Source organism: Thalassotalea psychrophila (genome assembly GCF_031583595.1).
Classification (GTDB): domain Bacteria; phylum Pseudomonadota; class Gammaproteobacteria; order Enterobacterales; family Alteromonadaceae; genus Thalassotalea_A; species Thalassotalea_A psychrophila.
The window spans coordinates 4,342,542-4,360,633 of record NZ_CP134145.1; the positions used below are offsets into that span (position 1 = coordinate 4,342,542).

Genomic DNA, 18,092 nt, shown 5'->3' on the forward strand with positions numbered 1-18,092 from the left:
GGGGGGATTTTACCTATCTATCAATTTTGCTCTCTTCAGTATATGATTTTTAAAATCATCAAGAGCAATTCCTTTTCCAACAAGGCAATCTCCATAGCTAAAAGTAGCTTCAATAAGTAAGGATTATGAAATGAGTAAAATAACAAGAAGAAACTTTATTAATGGCTCTTTAGTGTTGGCTGGATCATCACTTTTGCCTTTTGGATGCTCTAACGATGCCATTATAGATAGCGCTGAAACTGCCAACTATCCTCCCGCACTGACAGGATTAAGAGGAAGCCATAAAGGGTCAAACACTCATGCTCATGCAAAAGCTTGGCAGAATAAAAGTGATTGGGGAGAAACCAATGCATTACAAGAAGAATATGACCTTGTTGTTGTCGGTGGCGGAATTAGCGGTTTATCGGCAGCATACTTCTACCAGCAAAAGCATGGCGTTGATAAAAAAATATTAATACTTGAAAATCATGACGATTTTGGTGGCCACGCGAGAAGAAATGAACATACTGTTGATGGTGATACTCGCTTAACTTTTGGAGGCTCACAAACGATTCAAAACCCAGAAAGTTATAGCGATGTATCTATAAAATTATTAGATGATTTGGGCATTGATTTAGAACGTTTTAAAAGCGCCTACGACTTCAATTTTTATAAAAAGCATAACCTAAAAGCGCTAACTTATTTTAACAAGAAAACATTTTCTGAGGATAAAGTAGTAATGCATCCTTATAGTAATTACCCTTATTTTATCGAGGGCATTGATCTATCAGAATTGTCAGTTGAAGAAGCAGCAGAACAAGCGCCGCTAAGTCAAAAAGGCAAGGCACAACTGCTTAGAATATTAAAGGGAGGTTTGCATGCCATTGACGTTCCTAAAAATGACCTCGCTGAATATATCGCTACACATTCATACTTCGATTATCTGAAAAACACCTTGGGGGTGGATGATCCTGCAGTACTTGAAATGGCGAGAAATTCATGTGCCGATAATCATGGCGCTGGCACGGATGTACTTTCTATTGAGGAAGCAATGGACTCAGGAGTCATTGGCTTCTCCCCTTCAGCGATGCAAGATTTTATGGCGGCAGACAACTTAGATGCAGACCAAGAAAAACATAGCAATTTGTACGGGGAAGAACAGTATATTCATCACTTTCCTGATGGCAATTCTACCATTGCCCGCATGTTAGTCAAAAAAATGATCCCTAAAGTTGGTAAAGGTGAAAATGCCGAAGAAATACTGCTGTCTAAGTTCAACTATGAGCAATTAGATAAAGACAGCAACATAGTTAGGCTACGACTCAACAGTACCGTAATAAATGTTGAACATGATGGCGATCCCTTAGATTCCAACTCTGTATCCGTTAGCTATATCAATGACGATAAAGCCTACCGAGTAAAATCAAAAGCGGTTGTTATGGCCTGTTACAATATGATGATCCCCCATCTAGTGCCAGACTTACCGGAAGAACAGGCGGCAGCAATGAAGCGGCTGGTGAAGATACCATTAATGTATACTTCTGTAGGATTAAAGAACTGGAAAGCGATTAAAGACATTGGAATGGGTATCGCTATGTGTCCCGGCAATATGCACCAAGTAGTTTATATGGATTTCCCAGTGAACATGGGAGGCTATCAATATACTAAATCACCAGAAGCTCCCTGCGTTATTCAAATGGTGAGTTGTCCATTTGGCGGTACCGTTGGCGATCCACCCGTTGAGCAATTCAAACAAGGAAGGTACAAAATGCTCAACCTAAAATTTGAAGATTATGAGCAAGAGATCAGAGAACATTTAACCGGTATGCTGCCAACTGACTCGTTTGATTTTGACAGAGACGTGGAAAGTATTACCGTTAATCGCTGGGCACACGGTTATGCTCATGGAGGTGTAGCACTGTTTGACCCGGAGCTCTCCGATTTAGCAATTATAGGGCGTAAACCTTTTGGTCGAATAACCATTGCTAATATCGATTCAGCGACTAGCTCATATGCAAATATTGCCATAGATCAAGCATGGCGAGCCGTCAATGAGCTGAAATAGCTTGATTTGGCAGGAAGAAAGGTTTTCCTTGTGGTTTTTGTTAAAAATAATGAAGCAGAATAGCTATAGCTAATAATTCACGTTTCGGTAAAGTAAAAAGCACTATACTTCTAATATATAGTGCTTTTTATAGCTGAAGCTATTTATCATAATATGCTGTTTTCTAATCCTCTTGACCTTAAGTTATTGAAAAGGTTAATGTCTGAGAAGAATGAAAAGCGGTCCTATCCAATTTAAGAAAAAACACACCGTCATTGCGGCGCAGGCCGCAACCTCCCTACGTATGGTGAGGTTCTAAAAAAATAACTTAGAACTATTGAAACCCTAAACAAGCTTTTAAAATAAGTTCAGAAAATTATTCTTTTAAATGCACGCTATATCCGAAAGGGGGTTGCGGCCTTCGCCGCAATGACGTGGTTAATTGTTTCTGATTATTGACCTGATATCTGCAAATTAATCGTCTCTGAATGGCACAAAACTACCGTTCATAGCCACTTTTAAACTGGAGGAGATCCCACCTAAAAGCACGGTGGGAATACGGTTATTTTTCTATTTTTACATGTGTTACGCGTTTTAACTATCGATGACTTTGTAGAAACTTTAACACTTAATCTTTGCCATCGTTGGGTCATACATTGGTCTTAGTGATGCTTTAGCTTTGTAACGAACACCTGCTACTTCAATTTCAAACTTAGCATTGTCAATATACTCTTTATCAACCCCAGCAGGATCTTCAATATAACCAAGTGCTACCGCACCACCAAGGGTGTGTCCGTACATGCCAGAACGCACGTAGCCTTTGATTTCGCCATTACAATAAATAGGTTCGTTGTGATAAAGCATCGGTTCAGGGTCTTCTAGTAGAAACTGAACCAGCTTTTTGGTGCAAGTGCTTTGCTTCTGCTTTAACAACGCATCTCGTCCGATAAAGCCACCGGGTTTGTCATATTTAACCGCAAACCCTAAGCCAGCTTCAATTGGCGTGTCTTCATCCATTATATCGTGGCCCCAATGGCGGTAGCCTTTCTCGATACGTAGAGAATTAAGCGCGTGGTAACCAGCATGAACAAGTCCAAACGGTTCGCCTGCCTTAATTATTTCATCGTAGACATTTTGCGCAAATTCGGTTGGAATATACAGCTCCCAACCAAGCTCGCCAACAAAGGTAATACGCGATGCGCGAACAAACGCATAGCCCAGTTCAACTTCTTGGCTTGTAGCAAAAGGAAATGCTTCATTGGATAGATCATTTGGCGTCATCGATTGTAATAAGTTACGAGCGTTGGGCCCCATGATAGAAATAACAGCCATGCCTGATGTGACATTGGTTAAGTAACAATTGGCATCTTCAGGCAAATGGTTTTTCAACCAATAAAAATCTTTAGTTTCGGTTTCGCCTGAGGTTACCACTAAGTAATCATCGTTTGCGATTCGAGTAACGGTTAAATCGGCTTCGATACCACCATCTTCATTTAACCATTGGGTATAAACTAGGCGGCCAGGTTTAACTGAAACGTTGTTGGCACAAATGCGATTTAAAAAGCTTTCGGCATCGATTCCTTGCACCCTAAACTTAGCAAAAGACATTTGATCAAACAGCGCAACATTTTCACGTACGGCTTTATGCTCGGCGGCGGAATGTTCAAACCAATTTTGTCTGCCATAACTGTATTCATATTCGGCCTTTACACCTTCGGGTGCATACCAGTTAGGCCTTTCCCAACCAAACGCCGAACCATGACAGGCGCCTTTGGCTACAAGCCGGTCATAAATTGGAGATTTGCGCACACCACGGGCAGTTTCAAACTGTCTAAATGGCCAGTGCGTTGCATACAATAAACCTAAGCTCTCACTTACTCTGTCATGCAAATATTTTCGGTTACGCTGAAATGGCAAGTTGCGCTTAATATCTACTTCCCATAAATCCGCCGGTGGTTTAGAATTTTTCATCCATTCTGCAACCACTTTTCCAATACCTCCTGCTGATTGCAGGCCAATAGAATTAAGACCTGCGGCAACAAAACAGTTACTTACATTAGGCGCCTGACCAATGTGATAACGAACATCTGGAGTAAAGCTTTCTGGACCACAGAAAAAGGTTTGAATGCCGGCATTTTCCAGCGCAGGAATACGGTGCATCGCAGATAGCATTAATGGTTCAAAATGTTCGAAATTACCAGGGAGTTCATCAAAACAAAAATCCTCGCGAATGCCATTCATGCCCCAAGGTTTTGCTTTAGGCTCAAATGCGCCCATTAATAATTTACCGGCATCTTCTTTGAAGTAAGTACAGCTATCGTAATCGCGAAGTACAGGCACCTCTCGTGATAAACCAGTGACATTATCAAATACTACATAGTAGTGCTCACAGGCATGTAACGGCACATTAACGCCAATGGTTGCTGCAATTTCTCTAGTCCACATGCCAGCACACATCACGACAAAATCGGCATCAATTTTACCATGGTCGGTTTCTACACCTGTGAGTCGGTCACCATCACGAATCACTTTTTCTACTTTAACGTTTTGAAATATTTGCGCGCCGCCATTACGGGCACCTTTTGCCAACGCTTGCGTGGTGTCGGTGGCATTAGCTGTACCATCGGTTGGAATATATATACCGCCTAATACATCTTCGGTATTAACCAATGGATACATACGTTCAATTTCAGCCCTAGTGACGGTATCTACCTGCATATCGAACACTTTTGCCATTGAGGCGTTTCTTTTTAATTCTTCAAAGCGCTCGCTATTGGTAGCAATTGAAATTGAACCGGTTTGTTTATAGCCAGTTGATTGTCCTGTTTCAATTTCTAGTTCGCGGTAAAGCTCAGAGGTATACTTGGCCAGTTTGGTCATATTTAATGAGTTACGAAGCTGGCCAACCAAACCCGCGGCATGCCATGTTGTGCCACAGGTTAATTGTTTGCGCTCCAGTAGCACAACATCTTGCCAACCAATTTTTGTTAAATGGTAGGCGATAGAACAACCGATAACACCGCCGCCAACAATGACAACACGAGCTTTTTTGGGAAGTTGCTTATTCATATGTATTTCAACTCAAACTAACTGATATATCGATACATTACACGTCGAAAAAAACTCTGCCTACTACTCTATTGGGGTATATTGAAAGCTCAATGACTTAGCAGGTAAAACCTAAATTTAATTTATCTAGAAGTTTTAGCCACCAGCCCCTTTTTCCGTTGTTTTTATCGGCCTTTATTAATGCTTGTTGAGTAAGTCGTACGCCAAGCCAACGAAATGGCTCAGGCGCCCAAGGCATTGGTTTTTTCTTCACAAATTGCATATCGAGGATATCAGTAGGCTGGTACCCTAACAGCTCAATACCGATACGAGCGCCGAAACGAGATGCACCAACACCTAAGCCTGTATAGCCTACCGACCAAGCCACGCGGCCATTATAAGCAGAGCCTGGTACCATACAAAAACGGGTTGATGTGGCAATAATACCGCCCCAACGATGAGAAAATTTCACCCCTGCAAGTTGTGGGAAGGTTTCAAAAAATTCTTTCGAAAGCTGCTCATATCGCTCTGGAATATCGGCATGGTTTTGGCCAGTACCTTTATTGAAATAATAGCTAACCGCACCACCACCACCCCAGGTAATTCGATTATCTTTGGTCATTCGATAGTAATGAAACATATTGGCATGATTACCTAGGGCAAACCGAGACTCACCCCAGCCAATTGATGCAAGTTGTTCATCGGTTAAAGGCTCTGTTGCTATTTGATAATCCCAAACAGGAATGGTTGGTTTGTTTACTTTGTCGATAGGATTTTTATAAGCATTAGTTGCCATTAAAACCTTGGCACTTTTTATGGTGTGCCCGTTGGCACTAGCTTGCATCTTATTTGAGCCTAAAGTAGCGATGTCCTGCAAAGGTGTATTTTCATAAATGCGAACACCGAGCTTTAACAGTACTTTTTTCAAGCCCCAACAAACTCTTCCTGGGTCGACAACACCATCTAAACCGTCACGGCGCCATAATCCAGCTAAATATGTAGGTGAATTTACCTGTTGCTGCATACCTTGTTGATCAAACCAAATTACATCGTCGCCAGCGGCTTTTTCTTGCTCATATTGGTCGTGTAAATCAGCTACGCCAGCTTCATTTGTTGCCACTTCAGTTGAGCCTACTTTTTCATAACGGGCATCAATGTTGTAACGTTCAAATGTGGCGATTAACTCGGCCATATTTTGTTGGCCTAGTTCATACAAACGCTCTGCTTCACCCGGGAAATGGTGATCTGTATTAGTTTCACCATGGGCTAAACTTGAATCTAAGAAACCACCACAACGGCCAGACGCGCCATCACCAACAAAGGTTTTTTCAATTAATATAATATCAGTTTCAGGCTCTCGTTCTTTTACTTGCAGCGCCGCCCAAAGGCCTGTAAATCCACCACCAACGACTAATAATTCGCATTCTTCATCAGCAGAAATAGCCGGCAATGTTTCAGGCATCACGGCCGGATCATGCCATAATGGGCAATATTTTGAATCTTTCAGCGCTTTTAAATGTGCTTGCATAAATAGTTCTCAATTTTAGCGTTATTTTGTTTTAAATTTATGATCATTAAATGGCAAGGTGATCTAGATTATGACTTTACTTCAACATATTGTTGAACAGTAGTCTCAGTTGCCAGCCATTTACAAACGACACCTTTTGGAATAAAGAAAGCATCGCCCGCTTTAAAGTGATAACAAGCCCCTTCCTGGTCTTCAAGTTTAAGCTCACCGCACTGTAAATAGATAAAACTATGGTTAGGCACAGCTGCAAAATCTTGTTCTATGCTTTTATAATGCTTTGTGCCAGCAATGAACCTATTTTTACTATCTTGATAATGAATAACATTTTCAGCATCGGTTGAAGGCTCAAACTTAACTATCGAATCTACTACAGCCTGCTCTGGGATAACTTCACTTGGGTGTTCTGAGATCACATAAAACTTGCGCAAATAATCTTGTTGATGCCATTGGCAGTCATAACCTTTTGGTATAACAAATGACTCTCCTGCCGTTACGGTTTCAACAGCGCCAGTTTTGCAATTTTTTATATCAACCTTACCTTCAAGAATAACCATAAACTCATCGCAGGCATAAGGGCCAGCAGCTTCTATCATTGCAGTGGTATCCCAAAGCCCGACGTACAGCCCCAAGTCGTCATTATCATAATAACTAAAGGTGTGCTGGACAGGAAGTTCTGACTCAAACATTGCTTGTTCAAGCTCGTCCTCATTTGCTCTAAACCCTTGCGGGTTAGAGCTTAACAATATTATTTTGTTATCGGTCATGGGTTAATCTTAACTTGGAAAAGAGAAACTTACACCTTCGCGTACGCCACTTGACGGCCAACGTTGGGTGATAGTTTTACGTTTAGTATAAAAACGAACGCCATCAGGTCCGTAGGCATGTAAATCACCAAACAAAGAACGCTTCCATCCCCCGAAACTATGGTAGGCAACAGGTACTGGTAGTGGCACATTAATACCTACCATACCAACTTGAATATGATCTGAGAAGTAACGCGCCGCTTCGCCATCGCGAGTAAAGATACAGGTGCCATTGCCGTATTCGTGATCATTAATTAACTTCATTGCTTCGTCCATAGTTTTCACTCGTACAACTTGCAATACCGGGCCAAAGATTTCAGCTTTGTAGCTCTCCATTTCAGGGGTAACACTGTCGATGAGAGTAGCACCAACAAAAAATCCGTTATCATAACCCTCTACATTAGGCTCTCGACCATCAACAACAATGTTTGCCCCTTGTTGCTCAGCGCTGTTAATGTAACCCACTACTTTATCTTTATGTTGGCAAGTAATTACCGGACCAAAGTCATTGCTTGGTGTGTCATAAGCGCCAACGCTTAAACCTTGCATCGCGGTACTCATTTTTTCAACCAGAGTGTCTGCGGCTTTATCGCCAACAGCAACAGCAACAGAAAGTGCCATACATCGTTCACCAGATGAACCAAAAGCGGCACCAAGTAGTTGGTTTACTGCATTATCCATATCGGCATCAGGCATAACAATGGCGTGGTTTTTTGCACCGCCTAACGCCTGACAGCGTTTGCCATTGGCATTTGCTGTTGCATAGATATATTCAGCGATAGGTGTTGAGCCAACAAAACTTACCGCTTTAATACGCTGATCAGATAACAACACATCAACGGCTTCTTTGTCACCATTAACCACATTCATTACGCCGTCTGGCAAACCCGCTTCTTTAAGCAATTGCGCAATAAATAAGGTAGAGCTAGGATCACGCTCAGACGGTTTTAATACAAAACAGTTACCACAAACAATCGCTAGCGGGAACATCCACATAGGGACCATTGCCGGAAAGTTAAATGGGGTGATACCAGCAACAACACCTAACGGTTGAAACTCGCTCCAAGAATCAATATTTGGCCCAACGTTGCGACTATGCTCACCTTTTAGTAATTCAGGTGCACCACAGGCAAATTCTACATTTTCAATACCACGTTGTATTTCACCGGCGGCATCATGGCTTATTTTGCCATGCTCTTGACCAATAAGTTTGGCGATTTGATCAACATTTTGCTCTAGCAACTCCTTGAATTTAAACATTACTCGAGCACGTTTAATCACCGGAGTGTCTCGCCACTCTGGAAATGCAGCTTGTGCTGCGGCAATTGCTTGTTCAACTGTTTGTTTTGAGGCTAGGGCAACCTGCTTTTCGGCAACACCTGTTGCCGGGTTAAATACATCTTGAGTTCGGTTATTATCCGCGACTAGTTCGCCGTTAATTAAGTGGCCTACAATGCTCATGTTTATTCCTTAGTTGGTAAATTATTTTAAAATCGCTCCTGCAAGAAGCGCTAGAATTATTCTTTATAATCGAGCTTTACTCGGTTTCGTTTAATGAATCGCCAAGGGCATTTATTAAACTGTCAATTTCAAAACTTTCGGTGGTAAATGGCAGACCCAATTGTATAGTATCGCCGCCGTACCTTACGTAAAAACCCTTCTGCCACATCGTCATTGCTATTTCATAAGGACGCTTGGCCGGTTGACCATCAATGGCAGCAATAGTTAAGCCGCCAGCAAACCCGTAATTACGGATATCAGTCACATGTTTTGTGTCTGCTAGACTGTGCAATGCTTGTTCAAACTCACCCGCCATCGATTTTACTCTGCCGGGTAGATCATCTTTTGCCAAAATGTCTAATGAAGCCAGACCTGCTGCACAAGCAACAGGATGAGCCGAGTAGGTATAGCCGTGTGGTAGTTCAAGCATATAATCGGGCCCTCCTGTTTCCATGAAAGTGTCATATATTTCTTGCTTGGCAATAACAGCCCCCATAGGAACTACACCATTAGTAAGCTGTTTGGCTACGGTCATCAGATCTGGTACAACACCAAATTCTTCTGCGCCAGTATTGGCACCCATACGGCCAAATGCGGTAATTACTTCATCAAAAATTAACAAAATATTATGTTTGTCACATATTTCTCTCAAGCGTTTTAGGTAACCTTTTGGAGGCGGAATAACGCCTGCTGATCCGGCAAGAGGTTCAACAATTACCGCAGCAATATTAGATGCGTCATATAGCGCAATTTGCTCGATAAGTTCATCAGCTAAATGCGCACCATGGCTGGGCATTCCTTTAGTAAACTTGTTATCAGCCAACATAGTATGGCCTATATGCCCAGCTTCAATCCCCTGACCGTAAATTGCTCTATTAGGGCCAATTCCACCAACACTAATCCCACCAAAGTTTACGCCGTGATAGCCTTTACTACGACCAATAAAACGAGTTTTACTCGCCATGCCTTTTTTACGCCAATATCCTCTCGCCATTTTGAGAGCAGTTTCAACCGATTCAGAGCCCGAGCCGGTAAAAAATACCCGGTTAAGGCCTGCAGGGGTAAGTTCAGTTATTCGATGGGCAAGCTCAAAAGATTTTGGGTGACCAAATTGAAACGCAGGTGAATAATCCAATTGTTTTACTTGCTTACTGACCGCTTCGACGATTTCAGCTCGTGCATGACCTGCACCACAGGTCCATAAACCTGAAAGGCCATCAAAAATTTTTCTGCCAAAAGCGTCAGTGTAGTAATTACCCTCGGCGCCAACAATTATCCTTGGGTCTTGCTTGAACTGGCGATTACCAGTAAACGGCATCCAGTGTGCATCTAGCTGATCTTGGCTCAAGCCAGCATATGCTAAGTCGTTAGTTTTATTATCCATAAGTCGCCTCAACGAATTTCATCATCTATTGACTTTATTATCCTCATATTGATAGTTTATTAAATTCAACATTTTTAATGCTAGGTTAAGTAAATGGTTAACTATAATGAGCAAAACTAAAAACTTATTGCCACGCCAGCTAGGAGATCCGCACATTAGATTGTTGCGGATATTTAAAGTTGTGATCGAAAGTGGTGGCTTTGCTGCCGCCGAAGTAGAACTTAATATCAGTAGACCCGCGATTAGCTTAGCGATTTCTGAATTGGAATCATTGTTAAATATGAAACTATGTAATCGTGGTCGCTCGGGATTTTCAATCACCGAACAAGGCAGCCATGTATATCAGTCAACTCTGCAACTACTAGGAAGTTTAGAAACCTTCAAGTCACAAATAAATGCCATTAATACCGATTTGGTCGGTGATTTTAATATTGGTATTACTGATAACCTGGTAACCATTGAGCAAATGCGTATTACTCAGGCGTTAAGTGCATTAAAGCACCGCGCACCAGAAGTAATTATAAATATTCGAATGATCCCGCCGCATGACATTGAATCTGCAATCCTTGATGGTCAGTTGCACCTTGGTGTTGTGCCAGACTTACGCACATTACCAGGCTTAAGTTATCAGCCTCTTTATAAAGAAAAGTCATTGCTTTATTGCAGTGACAAGCACCCTTTGTTTAATCAGGATCTACATCTTATTAGTGATGAAGCATTAAACAAATATGATGCGGTTGTACCTAATTACCCACAGCAGGCTGAAATAAAACAACAACAAACCATGCTGAAGGCTGCTGCAACGTCGAGTGACCGAGAAGGGATTGCTTTTTTAATATTAACCGGACGTTTTCTTGGCTTTCTGCCTACTCATTTTGCTCAACGCTGGGTCAATCAGGACAAACTACGAGCAATAGATTCACAACAAAGAGGTTTTGATACGAATTTTTCAGTGATAACGCGTAAAGGTGCTCGCAGTAATTTGATCCTTGAGGCATATATTGAAGAGCTAAATAAGCTATAAATGTTTTCCACTAAAATTTAGTAGCTTGATTACCGAAGAGTGTTATTGAAGATTAAATTCAATAGGTGTACTGTAAAGCTATATTTATCGCAAATCTTTCCGTCATTATTTGCACAATAATAAGCTAGAATTTCAAAGGGAATAACATGTTTTACGAAATCATAAAGCCACGTGTGGGTGAAACTGATGCACTTGGCCATATCAACAATACGGTTCTCCCTCAATGGTTTGAAGCTGCAAGAAACCCAATTTTTAAACTATTTAATCCTGATCAATCACTGAATTTACAGCAGTGGAATTTGATTTTGGCAAATATGACTCTCGATTTTCACATCCCGTTAAAATTTGGTAAAGATGTTGAAATTAAAACCTATGTTAAGCGTATTGGAAACACTTCGTTAGATGTTTATCAAGAAGCTTGGCAAGACAACGTTAAATACGTTTCGGGTACAGCGGTGATGGTTCATTATGATTATTTAAAGAAAAAACCGCAGCCAATAACCAGTATTTTTAAACAGAAACTTCACGTCCATTTTATTCAGTCGTTTGAACACAACTAAATAAAAATTATGCAATAGTTGCCAACTTAAGACTCGAACCAATTCCCATCAGGATCATCCGGGTAAACACCAAGATAGTCACCGTGGCTTTGGTAGCCCATTAAGCGCCGTATTTTCTCGGGGTAACTGTTGACTGTTTCGCGAGGAATCGTTAAATATTGATTTTCTTCCTGTCGCAGCCAGCCAAGACTATAAGTAGTGATTAACCCAGAGCGAGGCGCTCGGGTTTTATTGGCGCCACCACCATGTAAGGTAGAGCCTAGATAAAGAAACACGGAGCCTTTTGCCATCACCGCCTGAGTAATATCAGAGGCTTTTACATTGCTACTATCACGAAGGTCCTGGCTACCCGGCACTACACGAGTGGCACCATTGTACAAGGTAAAATCATCCAATGCCCACATTGCGGCAATCTGGAACTCAACATCAGGAATACGAATGGGGTAAAAATCATCATCGCGGTGAAGCACCTGTTCGGCTTCACCTGGTTGAATTTTAATCGCGGTAGAGCTGCCTATCCGATAACACTCGCAGTGGCGTTTTAGTATGTTATCTGCAACGTCTATAACTAGCGGGTGAGCAATAAGTTCCGAAGCAGTTCGCGATAAAGCCAGTACACCACTGAGCCGGAGGGTTTTATAGCCATTAAAATCGTTCTCAAATAAATGGCCTTCTCGTTCAAAGGCTGAGCTCAATTCGGTTTTGACATTCTCAACAATTTCATCAGATGCCTGGTCTTTAACGATAACACCGCCGTCCTTAAGTAGAGCCTGGACAATTTCGCTCTTTTTCTCTGATGTGTTGAATGTCTGCATTATCAGGTGCCTTTATTGTTATACACATCACTTGAGAATATCCTAAATTGATTTAGGTGCCTAATTTACTTAACAAATACCTACATTTAAAGTATCAGAATGTAATCTAAAGCAACTGACACAATTAATGTCGCATATCAGCATTGATAATTACGGCGTTTACCTTTTATAAGCACAAGAAATACCGCAACAGTAATTAGTAGCGGCATTGGTAGGTGCAAGTTTGATGTTATTGGCCGATTGGCTCGGATAAAACATAATGTTCACACCCAAATTGCCGCGGGCACTTTGGTGGTGATGCTAGGCCGTTGCTATTTTATGTGTATTTTAATAAAACAGCTTCGCTAGTATAAAAGAATAGGACTAACAACAAAGTACACTCATTAATTAATTGGAATCAGCTAAAAAAATGTCTACTGCCTTATCGCATATTTCTTCAATGTGGCTGATGTCGGTATAAATACCATCAATTAATAATTTAGCGATGCCATGAATTGTTCCCCAGAGTACTTGAGACATACGTAAGGCATCGTGTTTATCATTATTGCTACTGTTTAGTAATTTTATTTTTTGCCATTCATTGATCATTTCAAGCTGAAACTGAAAGCAAGGATAAGCGACATCTTTTAATTCTTGAGTACTGTTTTTTTGCATCCAAATGGTACGGCCAAACATTAACTCATATAACTCAGGGTTATTTTTAGCAAAACTAACGTACTGATGCACATAGAGAGAAAACTTTTCCTTCATAGAAGTATCAGTGTTGTTAAAGTTAGTTTTAGTAATTTTATACAGTTGTTTATAGCCAACTTCAGCGATACCGCAAAGCAAAGAATTTTTATCTTTAAAATGATGATAGGGTGCAGCTCTGGAAACTCCAACACGAGCAGCAATTTTACGTAAAGTAATTTCTTCTATACCATTTTCTTTAAGCATTTCACTTGCGGTTACCAGTAACGTACTGCGTAAATCGCCATGATGATATTTTAATTTTTCAGGATTATCTTTCATAGGTGTGAATTTAACAATGAATGATCTAATTGTCTATTTGCGAAACCACATATCTTGACAATGTCATGAAATAAGTGTTTTTTACAAGCATAATTGCACCCAATATAGACAAGAAATATGTCTTTACTGGGTGCAATTTTATGCTGAGTGGTTTGTAAATGTCACCTTAATATTATGGCTTCAACTAAAAAACAAACTCTTCTTCGTTAAGCGCCATCATACTTTTACCACCTGTATTAATACATGCGGCATGTCCTTTTGCTCGCGGTAGCATGCGATCAAAATAAAAATGTGCGGTTTTCAGCTTAGCTTGATAGAAGCTGTCATCTGAACCGGCCGCGATATTGGTTAGTGCAACTTTCGCCATTTTTGCCCAAAAGTAAGCCAACACGATATAGCCTGAATACATTAAATAATCGACTGATGCGGCACCAATTTCATCTGGATTTTTGATTGCTTTCTTACCAACACTTTGTGTAAGTAACTGCCATTCTTCAGAGTATTCCATGATAGGCGTAATAAAGGGTTTCATAGCTTCTAGCGAAGAGTTTTGTTGGCAGAATGTCACCATTTCACTTATGAATGGTTTCATGATTTCGCCTTGACTGCCTAAAATTTTACGGGCTAGTAAATCAAGAGCTTGTATACCTGTCGTCCCCTCATAAAGCATGCTGATGCGAGCATCACGCATTAATTGCTCCATACCCCATTCTTGTATAAAACCATGCCCGCCAAATATTTGTACGCCATGACTTGTTGCTTCAAAACCAAGTTCAGTAAGAAAAGCTTTTCCAATAGGAGTTAGCAAGGCAAGTTTATTTTCTGCCTGCACTTTTAGTTCAGGGTCGGTTTCTGCATAACTGCTGTCTACCAATTGCGCTAAGTAACCAACTAGTGCGCGGCCGCCCTCTGCGATTGATTTTTGTGTCAACAACATACGACGTACATCAGGATGAACGATGATTGCATCAGCAGGTCCATCAGGGTTTTTGACGCCTGAAATAGCGCGCATTTGCAAACGGTCTTTTGCGTAAGTTAATGCACCTTGAAAGGAAGCGTCAGCTGAGGCTACACCTTCATTAGATACAGCTAAACGCGCAGCATTCATAAAGGTAAACATACAATTTAGCCCCTTATTTACCTTACCAATTAAATAGCCCTTTGCACCATCAAAATTCATCACACAGGTTGAATTTGCGTGTATGCCCATTTTATGTTCGATAGAACCACAAATTAAGCTATTGCGATCAGCTATTTCACCTGATTCGGTCACATTAAATTTAGGTACGGCAAATAAAGAGATGCCTCGGGTGCCTTCAGGTGAGCCAGGAATACGGGCGATAACTATATGTATAATGTTTTCAGATAAATCATGCTCACCACCTGAAATAAATATTTTTGTGCCGGTAATAGCATAACTGCCATTTTCATTTAATTCGGCTTTTGTTCTAAGCAGACCTAAATCGGTACCACAATGAGGCTCGGTTAAGCACATAGTCCCAGTCCACGTACCTTCAACTAATTTAGGCATAAACATGGTTTTCTGTACTGCAGTTCCGTGCGCTTCAATGGTTGCTGATGCCCCATGGCTCAACCCTGCGTATATAGAAAAACTATTATTTGCCGCTGAAAGCATTTCGCCTATATGCGTATTCAATGAGTGCGGTAAACCTTGTCCGCCAAATTCAACGTTATGGGAAAGCGTTGGCCACCCTGCATCAACATATTGTTGGTATGCACCTTTAAAGCCTGAAGGTGTCGTCACTTCGCCGTCTTTCCAGGTACAGCCTTCTTGATCACCCGACTTATTGATGGGTGCGATAACTTGCTCAGAAAATTTTGCCGCTTCCGCCAAGATAGCGTCGAGCATATCAGGCGTGGCATCTTGGTAACCTAAACGTTGATAGTGTTCTTCACAATTCAACAACTCTTGCATCACAAATTTTATGTCACGCAAGGGTGTTTTATAATCTGGCATAATTTTGATTCCTTATGATTATATTTGAGGAGTAAATATTTATAGTTGTGTGGCAAGGACAAGGCCTTGCTTTATCGCGCGCTTGGCATCAAGTTCAGCTGCAACATCTGCACCACCAATTAAATGATAAGGTTTAATCAACCCGGTTATTAATTCTCTTTGTGGCTCTTGGCCTGCACAAATAATGACATTATCAACATCTAATAGATGCGGTTCGCCATTAATAGATAAATGAAGTCCAGCATCATCAATTTTGTGATACTCACAAGAGGAAAGCATTTTAACTTGTTTGTTTTTAAGCCCTGTGCGGTGGATCCAACCAGTTGACTTACCAAGATCTGAACCAACCTTAGCGCTTTTTCTTTGTAATAAATAAACATCTCGTGCAGGAAGTGGCACTTCTGCTTTCACACCTTCAACTCCAGCACGTGCTTGCAGGGTCATATCAACCCCCCACTCTTTCATAAAAGCGGCTATATTCTGACTAGAGCCTTCACCTGAATGCACTAAATATTCAGAAACATCAAAACCTATCCCGCCGGCACCAATAACCGCGACTTTACTACCGACAAACTTTTTGTGTTTTAACACGTCTAAGTAATTTAATACTTTTGGATGTTCGATGCCCAGAATGCTTGGAGTACGTGGGCTTATACCTGTTGCAACAACCACTTCATCAAAGTCGCTGTTATTAAGATCTGTAGTCGAAACTCTGGTGTTTAATTTAATCTGCACCCCAGCCAATTCAAGTTGACGACTGTAATAACGAAGTGTTTCATTAAATTCTTCTTTACCCGGGACTTGCTTAGCAATATTGAATTGACCGCCAATTTCACTCGCGCCATCAAATAATGTCACTGTATGACCTGACTCAGCTAAAGCCGTAGCCGCTGATAACCCAGCAGGACCTGCTCCAATAATGGCAATGTTTTTAATTTTCTTTGTTGGTATTATATTAATTTCAGTTTCAAAACAGGCGCGAGGATTTACCAGACAACTGGACATTTTTCCCGAAAAAACATGATCGAGACAAGCTTGATTACAACCAATACAGGTATTGATTTCATCACTGCGTCCTTCAGCAGATTTTTTTATAAATTCGGCGTCAGCTAAAAATGGACGAGCCATTGACACCATATCGGCATCACCATTTTGTAACACTTCTTCCGCTTTTTCCGGTGTGTTAATTCGATTAGAAGTAATAACTGGAATGCTAAAATGTGCTTTGTATTTCGCGGTTACCCAAGTAAAAGCAGCACGAGGTACCTTGGTTTGAATTGTTGGTATACGTGCTTCATGCCAACCAATACCAGTATTAATGATGGTTGCTCCAGCTTTTTCGACCGCTTGCCCAAATTGCACGACCTCATCAAAACTACTACCACCTTCCACTAAGTCCATCATTGATAAACGGAAGATAATGATGAATTTTTTTCCCACCGCAGCGCGAATACGGCGAACAATTTCAACACCTAACTTAATACGGTTTTCATAATTTCCGCCCCAGTCATCGTCACGTTCATTAGTTCTTAACGCCGTAAACTGATTAATGAAATAGCCTTCAGACGCCATTACTTCCACGCCGTCATAATTTGCTGCTTGTGCTTTTAGTGCCAAATTAACGAAACCGGTGATTTCTTCTTCTATCATTTCTTCAGTGGCAGCTTCTGGCTTACAAGGATTAATAGGCGCCTGAATAGCGGAAGGTGCAATTGGGCTTTTATTATATGCGTAACGACCGGTATGCAATATTTGCATGCAAATTTTACTGTCATATTTATGTACTTCATCAGTAATCACTCTGTGCTTAGCGATATCTTCTGCCGATTCAATCATTTTGGTATGTGGATGGGTGGCGCCACGTTTAGTTGGACCAAAACCACCGGTAACAATTAAGCCACAGCCGCCTTTGGCACGCTCACCAAAAAATGCCGCCATGCGTCTAGTACCATCAGGGTGCTCTTCTAGGCCGGTATGCATAGACCCCATTAACACACGGTTTTTTAACGTGGTAAAACCTAAATCAAGTGGCGTTAATAATTTTGAAAAGTGCTGTTTCGACATAGCTGTTTCTCTTTATAATGATCATGAATGTTAACTTGAACCGCAAAGTTGACACTGTCAAGTTAGCCGGCAAACAAAATAACGCCAAAACATGACACTGTCAAGATAGTTAATAAGTAATTCGCTTTAAAATTGATCTAAATTATAAAAATACATAGGTTTAAACAGTCTAACGGCGCATACCAATGGCATTATAATCGCTTTGCATTTAGCACAATGTTTCTTTGCTTAGCAGATAAATGTGGGGTCCAAATTAAGGTGAAATTCACCTCTATTTAAAATCAATAACTTAGGGGGATAATCCAGATAGCCTTTTAGATCTGATCCAGATAATGGTGAGATTAGCCGCACAAA

The 18,092-nt window shown here is 41.0% G+C and carries 12 protein-coding genes; 3 read left to right on the top strand and 9 right to left on the bottom strand.

Features of this window, described 5'->3' with window-relative positions; translation table 11 throughout:
- Positions 1 to 130: 130 nt before the first annotated feature.
- On the top strand, positions 131 to 2,044 hold the full coding sequence (locus RGQ13_RS18080; RefSeq protein WP_348391124.1) for an FAD-dependent oxidoreductase: 1,914 nt from the start codon (positions 131 to 133) through the stop codon (positions 2,042 to 2,044).
- 600 nt (positions 2,045 to 2,644) lie between these two features.
- Here RGQ13_RS18080 and RGQ13_RS18085 read toward each other — a convergent pair.
- The 5 genes from RGQ13_RS18085 to RGQ13_RS18105 all read right to left on the bottom strand — a co-directional run bounded on the left by RGQ13_RS18085 (position 2,645) and on the right by RGQ13_RS18105 (position 10,286).
- On the bottom strand, positions 2,645 to 5,092 hold the full coding sequence (locus RGQ13_RS18085; protein ID WP_348391125.1) for a GcvT family protein: 2,448 nt from the start codon (positions 5,090 to 5,092) through the stop codon (positions 2,645 to 2,647).
- A gap of 97 nt (positions 5,093 to 5,189) precedes the next feature.
- Complete coding sequence (locus RGQ13_RS18090; protein WP_348391126.1) at positions 5,190 to 6,599, bottom strand: NAD(P)/FAD-dependent oxidoreductase; 1,410 nt, start codon at positions 6,597 to 6,599, stop codon at positions 5,190 to 5,192.
- Between the two features lie 68 nt (positions 6,600 to 6,667).
- Entirely contained in the window at positions 6,668 to 7,363 is a 696-nt protein-coding gene (locus tag RGQ13_RS18095) for a cupin domain-containing protein (RefSeq protein WP_348391127.1), read from the bottom strand.
- Between the two features lie 9 nt (positions 7,364 to 7,372).
- Entirely contained in the window at positions 7,373 to 8,863 is a 1,491-nt protein-coding gene (locus tag RGQ13_RS18100) for a CoA-acylating methylmalonate-semialdehyde dehydrogenase (protein WP_348391128.1), read from the bottom strand.
- Positions 8,864 to 8,939: 76 nt separating this feature from the next.
- The gene (locus RGQ13_RS18105; RefSeq protein ID WP_348391129.1) at positions 8,940 to 10,286 is read right to left on the bottom strand and encodes an aspartate aminotransferase family protein; all 1,347 of its coding nucleotides are present in this window, start codon (positions 10,284 to 10,286) and stop codon (positions 8,940 to 8,942) included.
- A 106-nt stretch (positions 10,287 to 10,392) separates the two neighbouring features.
- Here RGQ13_RS18105 and RGQ13_RS18110 point away from each other — a divergent pair, with 106 nt between their 5' ends.
- Entirely contained in the window at positions 10,393 to 11,310 is a 918-nt protein-coding gene (locus RGQ13_RS18110; RefSeq protein ID WP_348391130.1) for a LysR family transcriptional regulator, read from the top strand.
- 146 nt (positions 11,311 to 11,456) lie between these two features.
- A complete protein-coding gene (locus RGQ13_RS18115) occupies positions 11,457 to 11,870 on the top strand; it encodes an acyl-CoA thioesterase (RefSeq protein ID WP_348391131.1) in 414 nt (137 codons plus the stop codon).
- A 26-nt stretch (positions 11,871 to 11,896) separates the two neighbouring features.
- Here RGQ13_RS18115 and RGQ13_RS18120 read toward each other — a convergent pair whose 3' ends face one another.
- The 4 genes from RGQ13_RS18120 to RGQ13_RS18135 all read right to left on the bottom strand — a co-directional run bounded on the left by RGQ13_RS18120 (position 11,897) and on the right by RGQ13_RS18135 (position 17,738).
- Complete coding sequence (locus RGQ13_RS18120; RefSeq protein WP_348391132.1) at positions 11,897 to 12,685, bottom strand: phytanoyl-CoA dioxygenase family protein; 789 nt, start codon at positions 12,683 to 12,685, stop codon at positions 11,897 to 11,899.
- Positions 12,686 to 13,072: 387 nt separating this feature from the next.
- Positions 13,073 to 13,696 carry a TetR/AcrR family transcriptional regulator gene (locus tag RGQ13_RS18125; RefSeq protein WP_348391133.1) on the bottom strand — a complete coding sequence of 208 codons (624 nt, stop codon included), beginning with the start codon at positions 13,694 to 13,696 and terminating at the stop codon, positions 13,073 to 13,075.
- A 184-nt stretch (positions 13,697 to 13,880) separates the two neighbouring features.
- Entirely contained in the window at positions 13,881 to 15,674 is a 1,794-nt protein-coding gene (locus RGQ13_RS18130; protein WP_348391134.1) for an acyl-CoA dehydrogenase C-terminal domain-containing protein, read from the bottom strand.
- A 39-nt stretch (positions 15,675 to 15,713) separates the two neighbouring features.
- Positions 15,714 to 17,738 (bottom strand): NADPH-dependent 2,4-dienoyl-CoA reductase, encoded by a 2,025-nt coding sequence (locus RGQ13_RS18135; protein WP_348391135.1) that lies wholly within the window; start codon positions 17,736 to 17,738, stop codon positions 15,714 to 15,716.
- Positions 17,739 to 18,092 lie beyond the last annotated feature (354 nt).

Bases quoted from the DNA above. Each gene is read 5' to 3' on its own strand.
- RGQ13_RS18085 (WP_348391125.1), bottom strand. From the start codon at position 5,092: ATGAATAAGCAACTTCCCAAAAAAGCTCGTGTTGTCATTGTTGGCGGC.
- RGQ13_RS18105 (WP_348391129.1), bottom strand. From the start codon at position 10,286: ATGGATAATAAAACTAACGACTTAGCATATGCTGGCTTGAGCCAAGAT.
- RGQ13_RS18095 (WP_348391127.1), bottom strand. From the start codon at position 7,363: ATGACCGATAACAAAATAATATTGTTAAGCTCTAACCCGCAAGGGTTT.
- RGQ13_RS18080 (WP_348391124.1), top strand. From the start codon at position 131: ATGAGTAAAATAACAAGAAGAAACTTTATTAATGGCTCTTTAGTGTTG.
- RGQ13_RS18090 (WP_348391126.1), bottom strand. From the start codon at position 6,599: ATGCAAGCACATTTAAAAGCGCTGAAAGATTCAAAATATTGCCCATTA.
- RGQ13_RS18130 (WP_348391134.1), bottom strand. From the start codon at position 15,674: ATGCCAGATTATAAAACACCCTTGCGTGACATAAAATTTGTGATGCAA.
- RGQ13_RS18120 (WP_348391132.1), bottom strand. From the start codon at position 12,685: ATGCAGACATTCAACACATCAGAGAAAAAGAGCGAAATTGTCCAGGCT.
- RGQ13_RS18110 (WP_348391130.1), top strand. From the start codon at position 10,393: ATGAGCAAAACTAAAAACTTATTGCCACGCCAGCTAGGAGATCCGCAC.
- RGQ13_RS18125 (WP_348391133.1), bottom strand. From the start codon at position 13,696: ATGAAAGATAATCCTGAAAAATTAAAATATCATCATGGCGATTTACGC.
- RGQ13_RS18100 (WP_348391128.1), bottom strand. From the start codon at position 8,863: ATGAGCATTGTAGGCCACTTAATTAACGGCGAACTAGTCGCGGATAAT.
- RGQ13_RS18115 (WP_348391131.1), top strand. From the start codon at position 11,457: ATGTTTTACGAAATCATAAAGCCACGTGTGGGTGAAACTGATGCACTT.
- RGQ13_RS18135 (WP_348391135.1), bottom strand. From the start codon at position 17,738: ATGTCGAAACAGCACTTTTCAAAATTATTAACGCCACTTGATTTAGGT.